At 28.4% G+C, this 17,009-nt stretch carries 14 protein-coding genes and 1 pseudogene; 9 read left to right on the top strand and 6 right to left on the bottom strand.

Going from position 1 to position 17,009, the window contains the following annotated elements; translation table 11 throughout:
• Positions 1 to 68: 68 nt before the first annotated feature.
• From KGF39_RS02400 to KGF39_RS19800, 3 genes and pseudogenes are all read left to right on the top strand, one after another.
• A complete protein-coding gene (locus KGF39_RS02400) occupies positions 69 to 1,217 on the top strand; it encodes a DUF362 domain-containing protein (protein WP_227821048.1) in 1,149 nt (382 codons plus the stop codon).
• Positions 1,218 to 1,269: 52 nt separating this feature from the next.
• Positions 1,270 to 2,535, top strand: coding sequence for a dihydroorotase (locus KGF39_RS02395; RefSeq protein ID WP_227821047.1), 1,266 nt, complete (start codon positions 1,270 to 1,272; stop codon positions 2,533 to 2,535).
• Between the two features lie 32 nt (positions 2,536 to 2,567).
• Positions 2,568 to 3,113 (top strand): annotated as a pseudogene (locus KGF39_RS19800) (GrpB family protein).
• 128 nt (positions 3,114 to 3,241) lie between these two features.
• Here KGF39_RS19800 and KGF39_RS02380 read toward each other — a convergent pair.
• The 4 genes from KGF39_RS02380 to KGF39_RS02365 form a co-directional block, all read right to left on the bottom strand.
• Positions 3,242 to 4,474 carry an ABC transporter permease gene (locus tag KGF39_RS02380; RefSeq protein WP_227821045.1) on the bottom strand — a complete coding sequence of 411 codons (1,233 nt, stop codon included), beginning with the start codon at positions 4,472 to 4,474 and terminating at the stop codon, positions 3,242 to 3,244.
• Between the two features lie 2 nt (positions 4,475 to 4,476).
• Complete coding sequence (locus KGF39_RS02375) at positions 4,477 to 5,151, bottom strand: ABC transporter ATP-binding protein (protein WP_054273514.1); 675 nt, start codon at positions 5,149 to 5,151, stop codon at positions 4,477 to 4,479.
• A 7-nt stretch (positions 5,152 to 5,158) separates the two neighbouring features.
• Positions 5,159 to 6,388, bottom strand: coding sequence for a biotin/lipoyl-binding protein (locus tag KGF39_RS02370; RefSeq protein WP_227821044.1), 1,230 nt, complete (start codon positions 6,386 to 6,388; stop codon positions 5,159 to 5,161).
• A gap of 115 nt (positions 6,389 to 6,503) precedes the next feature.
• The gene (locus tag KGF39_RS02365; RefSeq protein WP_227821043.1) at positions 6,504 to 7,274 is read right to left on the bottom strand and encodes a HAMP domain-containing histidine kinase; all 771 of its coding nucleotides are present in this window, start codon (positions 7,272 to 7,274) and stop codon (positions 6,504 to 6,506) included.
• Between the two features lie 61 nt (positions 7,275 to 7,335).
• Here KGF39_RS02365 and KGF39_RS02360 point away from each other — a divergent pair, with 61 nt between their 5' ends.
• Positions 7,336 to 7,524 carry a hypothetical protein gene (locus KGF39_RS02360; protein ID WP_227821042.1) on the top strand — a complete coding sequence of 63 codons (189 nt, stop codon included), beginning with the start codon at positions 7,336 to 7,338 and terminating at the stop codon, positions 7,522 to 7,524.
• A gap of 7 nt (positions 7,525 to 7,531) precedes the next feature.
• Here KGF39_RS02360 and KGF39_RS02355 read toward each other — a convergent pair whose 3' ends face one another.
• Positions 7,532 to 8,206: a response regulator transcription factor gene (locus KGF39_RS02355; RefSeq protein ID WP_227821041.1), complete on the bottom strand. Its 675-nt coding sequence runs from the start codon at positions 8,204 to 8,206 to the stop codon at positions 7,532 to 7,534.
• A 288-nt stretch (positions 8,207 to 8,494) separates the two neighbouring features.
• On the opposite strand from KGF39_RS02355, the gene KGF39_RS02350 reads away from it, so the two are divergent.
• From KGF39_RS02350 to ggt, 3 genes are all read left to right on the top strand, one after another.
• The gene (locus tag KGF39_RS02350) at positions 8,495 to 9,262 is read left to right on the top strand and encodes an ABC transporter ATP-binding protein (RefSeq protein WP_054273565.1); all 768 of its coding nucleotides are present in this window, start codon (positions 8,495 to 8,497) and stop codon (positions 9,260 to 9,262) included.
• Between the two features lie 142 nt (positions 9,263 to 9,404).
• Positions 9,405 to 11,186 (top strand): ABC transporter permease, encoded by a 1,782-nt coding sequence (locus tag KGF39_RS02345; RefSeq protein ID WP_227821040.1) that lies wholly within the window; start codon positions 9,405 to 9,407, stop codon positions 11,184 to 11,186.
• A gap of 215 nt (positions 11,187 to 11,401) precedes the next feature.
• Positions 11,402 to 13,015 (top strand): gamma-glutamyltransferase, encoded by a 1,614-nt coding sequence (gene ggt / locus KGF39_RS02340; protein ID WP_227821039.1) that lies wholly within the window; start codon positions 11,402 to 11,404, stop codon positions 13,013 to 13,015.
• A 131-nt stretch (positions 13,016 to 13,146) separates the two neighbouring features.
• On the opposite strand, the gene KGF39_RS02335 is transcribed toward ggt, so the two are convergent.
• A complete protein-coding gene (locus KGF39_RS02335) occupies positions 13,147 to 13,998 on the bottom strand; it encodes a sulfurtransferase (RefSeq protein ID WP_227821038.1) in 852 nt (283 codons plus the stop codon).
• 628 nt (positions 13,999 to 14,626) lie between these two features.
• On the opposite strand from KGF39_RS02335, the gene KGF39_RS02330 reads away from it, so the two are divergent.
• Together KGF39_RS02330 and gltA are read left to right on the top strand one after the other, a co-directional pair.
• Complete coding sequence (locus tag KGF39_RS02330; RefSeq protein WP_009905491.1) at positions 14,627 to 15,520, top strand: sulfide/dihydroorotate dehydrogenase-like FAD/NAD-binding protein; 894 nt, start codon at positions 14,627 to 14,629, stop codon at positions 15,518 to 15,520.
• Entirely contained in the window at positions 15,520 to 16,914 is a 1,395-nt protein-coding gene (gltA, locus tag KGF39_RS02325; RefSeq protein WP_003420072.1) for an NADPH-dependent glutamate synthase, read from the top strand. Before KGF39_RS02330 ends, gltA begins: the two co-directional genes overlap by 1 nt.
• Positions 16,915 to 17,009: the final 95 nt, after the last annotated feature.

Below are 17,009 nucleotides of genomic sequence, written 5' to 3'. Positions count from 1 at the left end.
GAGAAACTTTGGTTTCTCCTTTTTTAAATTATACAAATAAAGTGCTGTGATAAAAGGATGGAGATAATATGAAGTCAGTATCTGTTAGGAGTTGTAAAACTTACAATTATGAAGAGGTAAAGTTATCTATTGAAAAAAATTTAGAGGATATTGGTGGTATAGATAAGTTTGTTAAAAAAGGAAGTAAAGTACTTATAAAACCAAATTTATTGATGAAAAAAAAGCCTGAAGAAGCTACAACGACACATCCTATGGTTGTAAGAGTTGTATGTGAAAAGCTTTTAGAGTTAAATTGTGACATTACAATAGCAGATAGTCCTGGTGGTCCATATAGTCAAAGTTCTCTTAAGAGTATTTATAAGGCATCTGGAATTGAAACAGTAGCAAATGAGTTGGGTATCAAGTTAAATTATGATGTTTCAGATGTTAAGATACATAGTGAAAAAGCATATGTTCTAAAATATATGGATATTATTAAACCAATAGTAGATGCAGATTACATAATAAATCTTTGTAAATTAAAGACACATGTAATGGCAACTTTTACTGGTGGTACAAAAAACTTATATGGATGTATAGCAGGCTTGAAAAAAGCAGAAATACATTATAGATTTCCTACAGAAGAATTGTTTTGTGAAAATGTACTTTTAGATATTTGTGATTATGTAAAGCCAACATTGACAATTATGGATGGGATAGTAGGTATGGAAGGTGATGGACCTTCAGCTGGAACTACTCGAGAAATAGGTGTCTTATTAGCATCACAAAATCCGTATGCCATAGATGTTGTTGCATGTAAAATTATAAACTTACTTCCAAATAGAGTTGCTACAATTAGAGGGGCTATTAAAAGAGGGTATATACAAGGAGATTTTTCAGATATTGAGATTTTAGGTGAAGACATAAATGATTTAATTATAAAAGACTATAAGGTTCCAAATGTAAGTAAAGATTTAAGACTATTTTCTGTAAAACTACCAAAATTTTTAAATGAACCTATTTCAAAGCTTATAACACCAAAGCCTGTGGTTAGATTTCAAGATTGTATAAAATGTGGAAAATGTAAGGAAGCTTGCCCTGCAAATACTATAGAAATGGGAGATAAGGGTGCTATTATAGACCTAAGTAAATGTATAAGATGTTACTGTTGCCATGAACTTTGTCCTAAAAAGGCTATTGATGTCAAACGTAATTTTGTATTTAAGTATGTAAAATAATGTATAATATTATATGAGTCTAGATAAATGAAAAGTATAAAGGAGAAACAAGATGATTTTAATTAAAAATGGTAGAGTAATAGACCCTAAAAGTCAAAGAGATGAGAATGTTGACTTAATAATAAAAGAAAATAAAATTTATAAAATAGGTAAGTTTGATGAAAGTGATGAATATGAAAAAGTAATAGATGCTAGTGATAATGTAGTTGCACCAGGTTTAGTAGATGTTCATGTACACTTTAGAGACCCAGGACTTACATATAAAGAAGATATAGAGAGTGGAGCTAAAGCTGCTGCTAGAGGTGGATTTACAACAGTTATATGTATGGCAAATACAAATCCAATTGTAGACAATGAAGATACTTTTAACTATGTTAAAGAAAAGTCAAAGAATGCATGTATAAATGTTTTACAAGCAGCAGCTATAACTAAAGGATTTGAAGGGAAAGAGCTAGTTGATATGGAAACTCTTAAAAAAGCTGGTGTACCAGGATTTACTGATGATGGATTACCTTTAATGGATAGTAATCTAATTATGGAAGCAATGATTAAGGCAAAAGAGTTGGATGTACCACTTAGTTTTCATGAAGAAGACCCTTCTTTAGTTGGAAATCCAGGTGTAAATGCAGGAAAGATAGCTTCAGAACTTGGTTTAAAAGGTGCATCAACTGTAGCAGAAGATGTTATGGTAGCTAGAGACTGTATGTTGGCACTAAAGACTGGTGCTAAGGTTGATATACAACATATAAGTTCTGGGGTATCTGTTGATATGGTTAGATTTGCAAAATATCTGGGTGCAAATGTGGTTGCAGAGGCTACACCACATCACTTTACATTGACAGAGGAAGATGTATTAGTGTTTGGAACAAATGCAAAAATGAATCCACCCCTAAGAAGTAAGTGGGATAGAGATAAGATTATAGAAGGATTGAATGATGGTACTATTGAAATAATAGCAACAGACCATGCACCTCATAGTGAAGAAGAAAAAGACAGAGAGTTTATAAAAGCTCCAAGTGGAATTATTGGGCTTGAGACTTCTCTATCTCTTGGAATAACAAATTTAGTGCATAAAAATCATCTTAGTATGATGCAGTTAATAGAAAAAATGTCTACAAACCCTGCAAAATTATACAATTTGAATATTGGATTTATAGAAGAAGGGGCAGTAGCAGATATTGTTATATTCAACCCTGAAGAAGAATGGACAGTTGAAAGCTTTGTTTCTAAAGCTGATAATTCACCATTTAAAGGGAAATCTTTATATGGGAAGGTTAATTATACAATATGTAATGGAGAGATTGTATATAACGCTTAATCTATGGTTATTTTTTAAAGGCAGTGAATACAATGATTGAGAGTAAAAGACTATATATTAGAAAAATGAATTATAATGACTTTAAGGAAATAAGCAAAATGCTACAAGATGTAGAGGTAATGTATGCATGGGAGCATGCTTTTTCAAATGAAGAAGTTATAGAATGGATTGATAAAAACATACAAAGATATGAGAATGATGGATATGGATATTTTACAAAAATTGTTGAAACATTAGACTATAATCCAAATTGGAAGTATGAGTTTGAAAAATTAAAGTGTACACTAGAAAATATATTAGGAGGTTCAATTTTAAAAATAGAACATGTTGGTAGTACATCTATTGAAGGGCTTTCAGCAAAGCTAAGATTGGATGTCGATATAGTAATTGAAAACTATAGTTATTTAAATGAGGCTATAGGTAAACTAGAAAATTAGGGTATGGAAATCTTAAGACTAAATACAGATAAAGTTAAAGAGTATTCTAATTTAAAGAAAAAACTAGCAAAACTTTATAGGTATGATGTTAACTCTTACTGTGATAATAAAACAGATTTTATAAGAGGGATAATAGATTAGAAATTAAATAACGCACTACTATATTTGAAAAAGATTAATCTCTTAATCAATCATATATAATAGTGCGTTATATATTTAAGTATGTCCTATATATGCAAATCTAAAAATCACAAATCTTTATATAACATCTACTTATAAATTGCCTTTATAGGGTCTAGTTTAGAGGCTTTAAAGGCTGGTATCAGACCAAATACAACTCCAGTTAATATAGTAGCTACAATTGCATAAAATAAGCTGTTTAAGCTAGGAATGGCCTCAAATCCAATATATTTAGAAACATAGTTGGTAGCAGTAAATCCAACTATAGTTCCTAAAATTCCACCACATACTGTTATAAAAACAGCTTCAACTAAAAATTGAAATAATATAGACCTAGGTTTTGCACCAATAGCACGTCTTATACCAATTTCTCTTTGTCTTTCCATAACAGATACATACATTATATTCATTACACCAATACCACCAACAAACATTGCAACTACAGTTATTATAGACACATATTTGTTTACATTAGAATTAATGCTTTCAAGATAAGCTGTTTGCTCAGTTGGGTCTGGTGTAGTATAAGAGCCATTGATACCAGGGTGCATCTCATATAATTTAGCTATAACATTGTTTGCAACTTCATTTACATTATAACCTTTAGAAGACACTAAGTCTAACTGATAAATTTCGTTTGAATAAGAATTTTGACTCATTAAACTGTCAAAAGCCTTTTTGGGTATAAGGGAAGTAGTAAATTGCATATCTTGATATCCTCCAAAAAATCCTCCAGCTTGGTTTTGCTGAGAATCATCTAATACCCCTATTATTTCAAATATAGTTCCATTTATGTTGATACCATGACCTAAGGCATCTTCTGGATTTTCAAAAATTTCACTTGTACTTTGTAATGTAAGTAAAATTACTTTTCTTTTTTCATCATCTAAAGAAAAATCTCTACCACAAATTAAATTTATTTTAGAATCTTTTTTTACTGGTTCAACATCAACATACGCAGTTTTTTTATCAAAAGATGCTTGTGAAGAGTAAGTTGAATCAAGATTAAATCCATCTCTTGAAGGAGCGATTCTTTCTACTCCTTCAATAAATGATAATTCTTCTAAGTCTTTTGCATTAAATGGTTTTAAAAATATACTCATATCATCAGTAAGACCTGTGTTATCAGCCGATTCAAATGAAATAGTAGTTTTATTAGGGTTTACATTATTTACAGATTTCTTAATTTCTTTTTGAAATCCATTACCTATAGAACTAACAAGTATTACTGAAGTTATTCCTATTATAATCCAGAGTAAAGCTACGAAGACACGAAGTTTGTGACCTTTTAAATTAGCCAAAGAATTTTTTAATAAACTCATGATTACACCTCCGAAGTAAACACACCATCTTTAAGTCGTATAACCTTAGTTGCATACTTAGTTAAATCTTGATCATGTGTAACCATTATTATAGTCTTACCTTGTTTGTTAAGCTTTGTTAAAAGCTCCATAATTTCTCTGCTAGTTTCACTATCTAATGCTCCAGTTGGTTCATCTGCAAAGATTATTTGAGGGTCATTTGACAAGCAACGTGCAATTGCTACACGCTGTTGCTGACCACCAGATAATTGAAGAGGTTTCTGTTTAAGTTTGTCCAAAAGCCCAACAGAGTTTAACTTATCTTTAACAATTTCTTCTCTTTCAGATTTTTTTAGCGTTTTATTGTAAATTAGAGGTAACTCTACATTTTGATATACATTTAAAGTTTCTATTAAATTAAATTGTTGGAAAACAAATCCAATATTAATATTTCTAAAAACAGAACGTTCATTTTCACTCAAATTAGTTACATCTGTTCCATCAAATATATATCTTCCTTCATCAAATACATCTAGAAAACCTAAGATATTAAGTAAAGTGGTTTTACCACTACCAGATTTACCCATTATCATAACAAATTCTCCAGATTCAATTTCTAAATTTAAAGATTTTAAAACATGTAATTCATCTTTCCCTACTTTGTAATACTTTTGAATATTTTCTAATTTAATTAACATATGTAAATTAATTCACATCCATAGTAACTTCTTCTACTTTTTTGTTTGGAGTAGCATCTCCATTATTAGAACCAGCAGTTACGCCATCGCCTTGAACTGGGTCTCCTTCTTTCATTTCTTTAGTAGGGTGTTTTATTACTATATCTCCTTGTTCAAGTCCTCCTCTAACTACAGCAAAATCATCATTTTGACTTGCTACATCTACAATTTGCTTTTTCAATATACCATCTAAATCCTTAAATACATATGAGTGTTTTTTGTCTTTAAGTACACAAGATGATGGAATTTTAAAGCTTGAATTGGCTACTTCAAGTGATGCTTGAAGATGGAATCCATTTACTAATCCTTCTTGATTATCAAATGCTATGTTTATATCATAATAAGACAGAGTATTCTGCTGAGCTCCCATCTCAGTATTTGGAGTAGATGGTTTGTCAGATATAAAACTTATTCTACCAGTAAGCTTTTGGTCAGTTGAGAAAACTAATATATTAACCATTTGGTCAACCTTCATTTTAGGTAAATCTTGCTCACTTGCCTGTCCTTTCATATAAAACTCTAGACCTTGAATAGTCATAAAGGAGACTGGTTGGTCTGGGTTTCCAGTTTGGTCATTCAAGTATACTGTGCCATCAAAAGGAGCAGTAACTCTGCCATATGCTTTTTTATCCAGAGAAGCTATCTGAGAGTTTAAAGCAGTTATTTGCGCATTTATAGAAGCAATAGCATCTCTATTTTCAGCAATATTAGAAAGTGATATTTTTTGTTTTTTGTATTGACTAAGCTGTGATTTTAAACTATCTATTTCTGCTATTATAGTTGGATTTTTAGTAGTAAAAAGAAGGTCTCCTTGATTTACTTTTTGACCATTTGTAACATTAACATTACTTAGCTCATAATCTCCAGACATATTGAAATCCTTAGTTTGCTTAGGAACAACCATACCATTTATAAATATTTTCTCATTTTCAGGAATAGTATATGTTTCGATAAAGTTTTCCTTAGCTTGTAATTCAGTGTTTTTTGAATCAACATAAGCAAGCACTCCTAAAATTAAAAGTATGATTACTACTATTCCTGCATATATTTTGAATTTTTTATTTTTAAAGGGATTGTTTTTAAAACCCTTATTTTTAGCTTTGAAGCCACTACTTCCAAAACTGTTACTTCTAAAGTTGTTACTTTTAAAGCTGCTATTTCTAAATTTTTTATTTTTAAATTTTTTTAGAAAAGACATGTCTTCCTCCTTTTTATAAAAACTATTTATTATATACTGGGATGTACATATAGAATTACTATTAAGAAGTCTGTTGAATATAAGTTAATGGAAATAAACTATCAATACTAAGATGCTATAAATCACATTTGAATGTAATAGTAAATTTTGTATATTGATTGTACTCTGAATCTACATCAATTTTATGACCGAGTTTGTCACAAAGTTCTTTCACTAAATAAAGTCCAAGTCCTGTAGATTTAGAATTATTTCTTCCATTATTACCTGTAAATCCCTTATTAAATATTCGATTTAAATCTTCTTTTTTTATACCACAGCCAGTATCTTCCACTCTTAATTGTAAATAATTTTTGCTTATTTTGCAATAGATATATATTTTATCTCCTAATGAAGAATATTTTAGGGAATTACTCAATAATTGCTCGAATATGAAGTAGAGCCATTTTTCGTCTGATAAAATTTTAAAATTCAAATTATTTAATTTTAAAATAATTTTTTTTGAAATAAAATACTTTGAATATTTTCTTATGATATCCCTAATAATCTTTTCAATATTTACCTCTTGAATCAAAAAATCTTTATGAAAATCTTCAAGTCTTGATAAATATAAAATTTTTTCAACAGAATTTTCAATTCTAAATATTTCACTATCTATATCATCAGAAATTTTTTCATCAATTAAATTTTCCTTTTGTTCGAGAATAAGTTTTATTATCGCTATAGGCATTTTTATATCATGCACCCACATATTCAAAATCTCTTTATTTTCTTCAAACTTCTTAATATTATTGTTTATTATGCTATTACACTGATATTGATAATTTTTAATGATGTCCAGGTATATTTTTTCTTCTTTTTTACATTTAACTAACTTTATATCATTCATATTAATTTTGAATGTGTCATTGTTTATGTTATCTAAAAATTTATTCTTCTTAATGTAGCTAATGAGTAGATATAAAAATAAAAACACAACATTTACAATTAATATATACAAAATAGTATCAATTAGAAAAACATCTATGGGAGAAAATATAATAACTGCTATTGTAAAAATTAAGAAAGTAAAATTGTACACTAAAAATCCAAGTTTATCTTTAAGAAAATCTTTAAAGCTCATAAATTCACCTACTTAGAGTTGTTTTAACTGATTATATAACCCAATCCTCTTTTTGTCTCTATAAAATCTTCTATACCGATTTCATTTAATTTTGATCGAATTCTATTTATATTGACAGTTAATGTATTATCATCTACAAACCAATCACTATCCCATAATTTTTTCATGAGTTTGTTTCTACTGACTATCTGACCTTTGTATTTCATAAGTTCATGAAGAATTTTAATTTCATTTTTTGTTAGTTCAATAGTATTGTCTTCATAGCTTATGGTTGCAGTTGATAAATCTAAAGTAATACCATTGTGAACAATCTGATTTGAATTGTTCTCAACAAAATTATAAGTTCTTCTTAAAAGGGCATTAACTTTAGCTATTAAGACATCTATATAAAATGGTTTTTGTATATAATCATCTGCACCTATATTCACACCCATTATTACATCCATATTAGAATTTCTTGAAGAAATAAAAATTATAGGGACTTTTGAAATTTTTCTTATTTCATTACACCAATGAAAACCGTCATAAAATGGAAGGTTTATATCCAATAAAACTAATTGTGGCTTATAGTTTCTAAACTCTTCTATTATATTTTCAAGATTTTCTATTTGATGCACATCATGTCCCCATTTAGAAAGACATTCTGCTATGATATTCTTTAATGAAACATCATCTTCAATTACCATTATTTTAAACATTCTTACCTCCTAATTCAAAATAGTTATATTAACATAACTATATTCTACTTGATAAATTAAAATATTTCTACCTTATTGTTTAAAATAATTATATTAATATAAATATAATTTTGCTTTATAAATTATATTTTAAACATAATTACAATAAAAATGAAGAAATATAATGAATACTTACGAAAATGTAACTTTAAATTAATGTAATTAAATGTTTAAAAGCTATTTTAATATATATAATATATTTGTGAGAATTAATAAATAACTAATTGTGCTAAGAGGTGATTATTGACTATGGAAGAAATATTATCTGTTGAAAATATAAAAAAGGAGTATGGAATAAGAGGTTCAAAGCATGAGGCTCTAAGAGGAATAAATTTCAAGATTTATAAAGGAGAATTTGTTGGTATTATGGGTTCGTCTGGTGCTGGCAAATCAACTCTTTTAAATATTATTTCCACAATAGATTTACCTTCATCAGGAGATATTTATATAAATGGAAAGAATACTATCAAAATGAAGCAAAATGAATTGGCAGATTTTAGACGTGATAATCTTGGATTTGTGTTCCAAGACTCTAATCTTTTGGATACACTTACAATAAAAGAAAATATAATGTTACCTCTTTCTTTAAAGAATGAAAGAGTATCAGTAATAGAAAATAGAATAAAAGAAATTTCAAGAGAATTAAATATAGAATCAATATTAGATAAATATCCTAGCGAAGTTTCAGGAGGAGAAAAACAAAGAGGAGCTGTCTGTAGAGCAATAGCAACAAAACCATCACTAATACTTGCAGATGAACCTACAGGAGCATTAGATTCTAAATCTGCAAGAAATTTGTTGAATTGTCTATTAAAGTTAAATAAAGATAATAATAGAACGATATTAATGGTAACTCATGATGCTATAAGTGCAAGTTTTTGTAATAGGATACTCTTTATAAAAGATGGAATAATATTTACAGAAATTGTAAAAGGTGAAAGCAATAGAGAATTCTATAATAAAATAGTAAATACAGTTTCCTTAATTGGAGGAGTTAATAAAAATGAGTTTATTTAGAATTGCCATGCAAAATGTAAAAAATAGTTTTTTTAATTATTTACTGTACTTTATTTCAATTGTATTTAGTGTATTTGTATTTTTTAGCTTTAAATCTATAGAGTATAACGAAGCTTTAAACTCACTTGGGGAGAAAACGAGGATGAGTATTAACACAAGTTCAATTGTAATAGTGGTATTTGTTTTTTTATTTATATATTATTCAAACTCATTTTTCTTTAATAGACGTAGACGAGAGGTAGGTACCTATAGTTTACTTGGAATGAGGAAAAGTCAAATAGGGAAAATATTTTTATATGAAACTTTTTTGATGGGTACACTTGCAATATTAATAGGTATATTTTTAGGATTGTTATTTTCAAAGCTCATGACTATGATACTTGTAAAATTAATGAACGAAATGATAGTAGTAAAGATGAATTTAAGTATAAAGGCCTTAGTTCAAACACTAGCTGTATTTTTAATAATATTCGTAGTTATTGGAGTAAGAAATACCATAGTTATCAGAAATAAGAGGATTGTAGAGTTATTTAATAAATCACCAGAAAAGTATAGAGTTAAAAAATTTATAAAGTTAAAAGGTATACTTGGAGTTTTACTAATAACTATCTCTTATTTAATGTCAATTAGTTATTTTATTGCTGAAAATATTATGCTTTCAGTTTTTATATTAATTACAATAATACCTGGAACTTTTTTATTCTTCTCATCAGTGATGTATATGATTATTGATACTATTAAGAAGAAAAAAAGTTTTTATTATAAGGGAAGAAATTTAATTGCCTTTTCTGAACTTGGATTTAAATTAAAGAGTAATAGTAGTGTATTGGCTTCAATAGCAATATTAATAGCCACAAGTGTAACTATGCTAGGATTTACCATATCACTTTATTACGATATAGATAGGAATATAAATGAAAATTACAGATACAGTTATACTATAAATGCAGAAAATCCTCATGTAAATAATGAAATTGACAAATTATTATATAAATATAAAAAAGATAATAAGATAATCTTTGACAAGACAATAGAACTTATAAAAAGAGATGTAAATCTTGAAATGAATTATAAAAATGGAAATAGTTACAAAGAAGATAGAACTGATGTAGATTTTATTAGGGAAAGTGATTTTAAAAAATTAAGACAGTATCAGAATAATACTTATGAAGAATTAACTTCAAAGGAATATGTGTATTATGTTTCTGATTCATATAAGAAAATACTTTTTAAAGATTTTGACATTAAAAAAATAAACATACATCTTAAAGATAAAAATGAGCATGATACAAATTTGCTTACAGTACAAAAAATCATCTTAGAACCAGAAATAAATTCACAAGCCACACTTGATTTAATTGTAGTAAAAGACGGAGTATTTAATCAATTAAAATCAAAAGGAAATTCCAGATTAATAAGATTAATTGACATAGAAAATGAAAAAAAAGAACTTGATTTAACTTTAAAATTGAAAAATACAGTGAATGAAAATATGCAATTTACTTACCCTTTTAACTTTACATCAAGTGCTGAAAGCTATAATAACCTGATAAAACTAAGTGGTCTTATGCTATTTATAGGGATGTTTTTATCTGTAGTATTTCTTTTATGCACAGGTAGTATAATATTGTTTAAGCAACTATCAAATATATATGATGATAAAAATCGATATATTATGCTAACAAAACTTGGAGCAAATAACAGGGATATTGAGAAAATAATATCAAAACAGTTAAAGGTTGTATTTTTATTACCACTAGTAGTAGGTACAATTCATAATTTATTTGCTATGTCAATTGTACAAAAGTTTATACCAAGGTCATTACTTACTCCAATTATTATAACTCTAGTAATTTACTATATAGGATACTTTGTATATTATTTTTTAACCTTAAAATATGCTCAAAATATGATAATGGAATAAATAATAACTTATTTTTTATTAAAAAATTCAAATTTTAGTAAAATAACTTATTTAAGTCAAGTAAGATATAAAATATTAGAATCAAGATTAGGATGTACTATAATGATGAAATTAACCTTTGAAAAAGTACATATTTTGTATCAGTTATATTACTTGATGTTATATAATAAATTTAAGCAAAATATCAAATAAAAAATGGCGAGGAGCTGAAATTTATGAAGTTTAATGCTTACCAACATAAATATTCATCAATAAGAAATGTCATGTATGCTAAAAATGGAGCAGTTGCAACATCAACACCGCTAGCATCTCAATCTGGGCTTGAAATACTAAAAAAAGGTGGAAATGCTGTTGATGCAGCAGTTGCAACAGCTGCAACATTAGCAGTAGTAGAACCTACAAGCAATGGGATTGGAGGAGATGCATATGCTCTTGTTTGGATAGAGGAAGAAAAACGCTTGTATGGTTTAAACTCTAGTGGTTTTGCTCCAGAAAAGATGGAATTAAAAAATTATAATAATATGAAAGAAATGCCAAAGTATGGGTTTGGAGCAGTAACTGTACCTGGAATACCTGCAGCTTGGTCAGAACTAAATAAAAAATATGGTAAACTTAGTTTAATTGAATGTTTGTCTCCAGCAATAAACTATGCAAGAGATGGTTATGTAGTATCTCCTAATGTAGCTAAAGTATGGAAAAAATCATATGAACTATATGAAAAAGAGTTTATTGGAGAAGAGTTCAAACCATGGTTTGATACATTTTCTAAAGATGGGAAAGCTCCAGAAGCTGGAGATATATTTATATGTGAAGAACAGGCAAATACATTAGAAGAAATAGCAAATACTCAAGCTGAAAGTTTTTATAGAGGAAGACTTGCTGATAAAATAGATGAATATTCTAGAAAGTTTGATGGAGCTATAAGAAAGAGTGATTTAGAGCGTTTTTATCCAACATGGGTAGAGCCTATAAGTACAGAATACAAAGGGTATAAAATATTTGAAATACCACCAAATGGACATGGAATAACAGTTTTAATGGCACTTAATATATTAAAAGAGCTGGATATAGAAGGAAATATAGAAAATGTAGAAGATATACATAAAATTATAGAGAGTTTAAAATTAGCTTTTGCAGATTCTAAAACTTATGTAACTGATATAGAACATATGAAGGTAAAAATTCAGGAGTTACTAAACCAAGAGTATGCAAAAAAAAGAAGTTTATTGGTTGATAATAAAAAGGCTATGTATCCAAGTGCTGGAGAGCCATATTGTGGTGGTACAGTATATCTTTGTACTGCAGACAAGGATGGAAATATGGTTTCATATATACAGAGTAATTATATAAACTTTGGTTCTGGAATTGTTATACCAAATACTGGAATTGCTTTACATAGTAGAGGTAATAATTTTAATTTAGACCCTGAACACTATAACATAGTAAAACCATTTAAAAAACCTTATCATACTATAATACCTGGATTTTTAGGTAAAGGAGATAAAGCGATAGGGCCATTTGGTGTTATGGGAGCTTTTATGCAACCACAAGGACATATTCAAGTATTAACAAATATGATAGATTTTGGATTAAATCCACAAGAGGCACTAGATGCTCCAAGATGGCAGTGGATAAAAGGCAAGGAAATAGAAGTTGAACCAGAGATGCCAAAGCATGTAATAGATTCATTAATTGAAAAAGGACATGAAATAAAAGTAATTCATGATACTGTCGATATGGGACGAGGTCAAATAATATTCAAAACGGAACAAGAAAGTTATATTTGTGCGACAGAATCAAGATGTGATGGACATGTCGCAGTTTATTAATCTTATCAACTAGAAATATATACAATGAATTTAAAGAGTGTATGAAATAATAATTAAAGGCGAAAGTCTGCAATGACTAACGCCTTTGTAAAAATTAAAATAATATATATTAATTCTATATATTATTAATTTTATTCTTGACCAGTTTTAATTTCATTGTCGTCATAACTAATCCAGTCACTAAAACTACCAATATAAATCTTATGAGGTATATCAAGTTCTCTAAGGGCAAGACTGTTGACACAAGCAGATATACCTGACCCACAAGATAAAATTACTTCATCATAATTATTTAAATCTTTAAAGAAATCTTTTAAAAATTTTATGTCTTTAAGTGAGCCATTTTTAAAATCATTTTTTATCAAATCCTTACAAAAATAATTTTTTGCACTTGGTATATGACCAGCTTTTGAGTAAGCAGGTTCAATTAAACCTTGGTATCTTTCATTGGCACGACAGTCTATGATTACAGTATCTTCTTTGTATAATTTAGATTTAACATATTCCATTGGTACAACCAAATCATCATTTATATTTAGTTTGATTTCCTTACCTGTACAATTTGGGATATTTACTTTCTCTTCTAATTCTCCACCTTCCTTCACAAAAGATGTTATTCCTCCATCTAGTACATAGACATTATTAAGACCTAAGTGTTTTAATTGGAAAAATAATCTACAAGCTCCATTTAAATCTCCATCATCATAAGTTACAATCGTAGTGTCATTATCAACACCCATTTTTTCTAATTTTTCTTTTAATATTAAAGGGTCTTGTAAAGGATTTTTGCCACCATGTTCTTTTGCAGGAGATGATAAATCCTTGTCTATATCTAAGATGAAACTGCCTTTTATGTGCCCTTTTTTATAAGAATCAATGCCATAAGTTCTATTGATAAGGTCAAATCTACAATCTATAATGACTAGATTATCATTTTGTTCTAGTTTTGATATAAGTTCTTTTGCAGAAATAATGTTTTTCAAAGAACGTACCTCCTATGTTTATATTATTTTTATTTTAATTCATATTGATTATTAACTTTATAAACTAATATTATTATAATTTATTACATAAGTAAATAAATCTTTAGAAATTGTAAAAATTTTATATAAAAATTCAAATAATTAATGAATATTGAAAATTTTAGATATATAATAAAATAAGAGTATATTTTATACAATATGAAAGCTGATATTGCAATAGATTAAAGTCTTGTACACGCTTAGTTTTTAAAGAAATTAGTGTTATTATGAAAACCTAAGTTAACTTATTAAATAAATAATTGAATAAAAAAATTTTATTATGTATTTATAAAATTTTTGTTACAAATTTGGCATAATATAGTATACTTTAAGTGTGTATTAGGTTAAATCTATAACAAATCAGACATATGATATAGGACTTAACATTTATTGGTAGTCAAAAGAAATTTGTTAATATCAACCATTTGTAATTTGGGCAGTTATAATTACTTTACAGGGGGGATGTCCAATACAAAACAATTAATGAAGAACTAATATTATATTATAAAAAGTTATAGTTTTGTGTGTTTATGTTTTTAATTAAATTTAAAGTGAGAAAAATATATTTGTTAGAATGGAGAATGGCGAGATGAGTAATAAAATAGTTAGTAAGAGACAATTAACAGATAGTATTTATTTAATGGAAATAGAGGCACCTAGAGTTGCAAAATCTTCTCAACCCGGTCAATTTATAATAATTAAAAATGACGAAAAGGGAGAAAGAATTCCTCTTACAATAGCTGACTATGATAGAGAAAAAGGGACAGTAACTATTGTATTCCAAACAGTTGGTGCTTCAACTAAAAAGTTAGCAATGTTTGAAGAAAACGATTTTGTAATGGACTTTGTAGGTCCACTAGGACAAGCAAGTGAATTTATACATGAAGATATAGAAGAATTAAAAAATAAAAAAATATTATTTGTAGCTGGTGGAGTTGGTTCTGCTCCAGTGTATCCACAAGTTAAATGGTTTAAAGAGCATGGATTAGATGTAGATGTAATAATTGGTGCAAGAACTAAAGAATTAATTATATTAGAAGATGATATGAAAAAAGTAGCTAAAAATGTATACGTATCAACAGATGATGGAACATATGGATTTAATGGAAGAGTTACAGACCTATTAAAAGATTTAGTTGATAATCAAGGAAAAAAATACGACCAAGCAATAGTAATTGGACCAATGATAATGATGAAATTTATGTGCCAATTAACTAAAGAGCTAAACATACCTACTATAGTAAGTTTAAATACAATAATGATTGATGGAACAGGTATGTGTGGTGGTTGTAGGGTTAGTGTTGGAAATGAGACTAAGTTTGCCTGTGTAGATGGTCCAGAATTTGATGGACATTTAGTTGATTTTGACCAAGCAATGAGAAGACAATCTATGTATAAGACTCAAGAGGGAAGAGCTATGCTAAAACTTGAAGAAGGCGATAGTCATCATCATAGTAATTGTGGATGTGGAGGTAACAAATAATGGATGCTAAAAAAGTAAAAGTACCAGTCAGAGAACAAGAACCTGCTGTGAGAGCAACAAATTTTGATGAAGTTTGTTTAGGATATAATAAAGAAGAGGCTATGGCAGAAGCTAATAGATGTCTAGCTTGTAAAAAACCAAAATGTGTAGGTGGATGTCCAGTAGGAATTGATATTCCAGGATTTATAACAAAAATTAAAGAAGATGATATAGAAGGTGCTGCTAAGGTAATAGCTAAGAGCAGTTCATTACCAGCTGTTTGTGGTAGAGTATGCCCACAAGAAAGTCAATGCGAAGGTGTATGTATACTTGGAATAAAATCAGATGCTGTATCAATAGGTAAACTAGAAAGATTTGTAGCAGATTGGTCAAAAGAAAATGATATAAATTTATCTGATACAGAGCCTAAGAAAAATCAAAAGGTAGCAGTAATAGGAAGTGGTCCAGCAGGTCTAGCTTGTGCTGGTGATTTAGCTAAAAAAGGTTATGATGTAACAATTTTTGAAGCAATGCATGAGCCAGGAGGAGTTTTAACTTATGGAATACCTGAGTTTAGACTTCCAAAACAAGCTGTTGTTCAACCTGAAATAGATAATATAAGAAAATTAGGTGTAAAAATAGAAACTAATGTAATTGTTGGTAAAACAATTACAGTAGATGAACTTATAGAAGATGAGGGATTTGAAGCTATATTCATAGGCTCAGGAGCTGGTCTTCCAATGTTTATGAATATACCAGGAGAAAATGCAAATGGAGTATTTTCTGCAAATGAGTTTTTAACTAGAGTAAACTTAATGAAAGCTTATAGAGATGACTATGATACACCTATTAGTTCTGGTAAAAAAGTTGCTGTAGTTGGTGGCGGAAATGTTGCTATGGATGCTGCTAGAACTGCACTAAGATTAGGTTCAGAATCATATATAGTTTATAGAAGAAGTGAAAAAGAGCTTCCAGCAAGAGCTGAAGAAGTTCACCATGCAAAAGAAGAAGGTATTATATTTAATACATTAACAAATCCTAAAGAGATTTTAGTTGATGAAAATGGATATGTTAAAGGTATGGTTTGTATAAGAATGGAATTAGGAGAGCCAGATGATTCTGGAAGAAGAAGACCTATAGAAATAGAAGGTTCTGAATTTGTACTTGATGTAGACACAGTTATAATGTCACTTGGAACAAGCCCAAATCCATTAATATCTTCTACAACAAAGAGTCTTGATATAAATAAGAAGAGATGTCTAATAACAGATGAAAATGGTCAGACTTCTAAAGAAGGAGTGTTTGCAGGTGGAGATGCTGTTACTGGAGCGGCAACAGTAATATCTGCAATGGGTGCTGGTAAAACAGCAGCAGCTTCAATAGATGAATACTTAAAAGCAAAAGTTAATGCTTAATCTGTAAATTAAAAAGACCAAGCTAGAACATAATTTCTGGCTTGGTTTTTTTTAGATTATGTAATAATGGGTTATTGTTTTAATATTCGATGCTA

This window comes from Clostridioides sp. ZZV14-6345, assembly GCF_020657775.1.
In the GTDB taxonomy this organism is placed as follows: Bacteria; Bacillota; Clostridia; order Peptostreptococcales; family Peptostreptococcaceae; genus Clostridioides; species Clostridioides difficile_D.
The sequence above is the reverse complement of the archived record's forward strand: the minus strand, read 5'-3'. Positions and strand labels throughout refer to the sequence as shown.

Excerpts from the sequence above, each read along its gene's own strand:
- KGF39_RS02400 (WP_227821048.1), top strand. The coding sequence starts at position 69 with ATGAAGTCAGTATCTGTTAGGAGTTGTAAAACTTACAATTATGAAGAG.
- KGF39_RS02395 (WP_227821047.1), top strand. The coding sequence starts at position 1,270 with ATGATTTTAATTAAAAATGGTAGAGTAATAGACCCTAAAAGTCAAAGA.
- KGF39_RS02380 (WP_227821045.1), bottom strand. The coding sequence starts at position 4,474 with ATGAGTTTATTAAAAAATTCTTTGGCTAATTTAAAAGGTCACAAACTT.
- KGF39_RS02375 (WP_054273514.1), bottom strand. The coding sequence starts at position 5,151 with ATGTTAATTAAATTAGAAAATATTCAAAAGTATTACAAAGTAGGGAAA.
- KGF39_RS02370 (WP_227821044.1), bottom strand. The coding sequence starts at position 6,388 with ATGTCTTTTCTAAAAAAATTTAAAAATAAAAAATTTAGAAATAGCAGC.
- KGF39_RS02365 (WP_227821043.1), bottom strand. The coding sequence starts at position 7,274 with ATGAATGATATAAAGTTAGTTAAATGTAAAAAAGAAGAAAAAATATAC.
- KGF39_RS02360 (WP_227821042.1), top strand. The coding sequence starts at position 7,336 with ATGAGTAGATATAAAAATAAAAACACAACATTTACAATTAATATATAC.
- KGF39_RS02355 (WP_227821041.1), bottom strand. The coding sequence starts at position 8,206 with ATGTTTAAAATAATGGTAATTGAAGATGATGTTTCATTAAAGAATATC.
- KGF39_RS02350 (WP_054273565.1), top strand. The coding sequence starts at position 8,495 with ATGGAAGAAATATTATCTGTTGAAAATATAAAAAAGGAGTATGGAATA.
- KGF39_RS02345 (WP_227821040.1), top strand. The coding sequence starts at position 9,405 with ATGAGTATTAACACAAGTTCAATTGTAATAGTGGTATTTGTTTTTTTA.
- ggt (WP_227821039.1), top strand. The coding sequence starts at position 11,402 with ATGAAGTTTAATGCTTACCAACATAAATATTCATCAATAAGAAATGTC.
- KGF39_RS02330 (WP_009905491.1), top strand. The coding sequence starts at position 14,627 with ATGAGTAATAAAATAGTTAGTAAGAGACAATTAACAGATAGTATTTAT.
- gltA (WP_003420072.1), top strand. The coding sequence starts at position 15,520 with ATGGATGCTAAAAAAGTAAAAGTACCAGTCAGAGAACAAGAACCTGCT.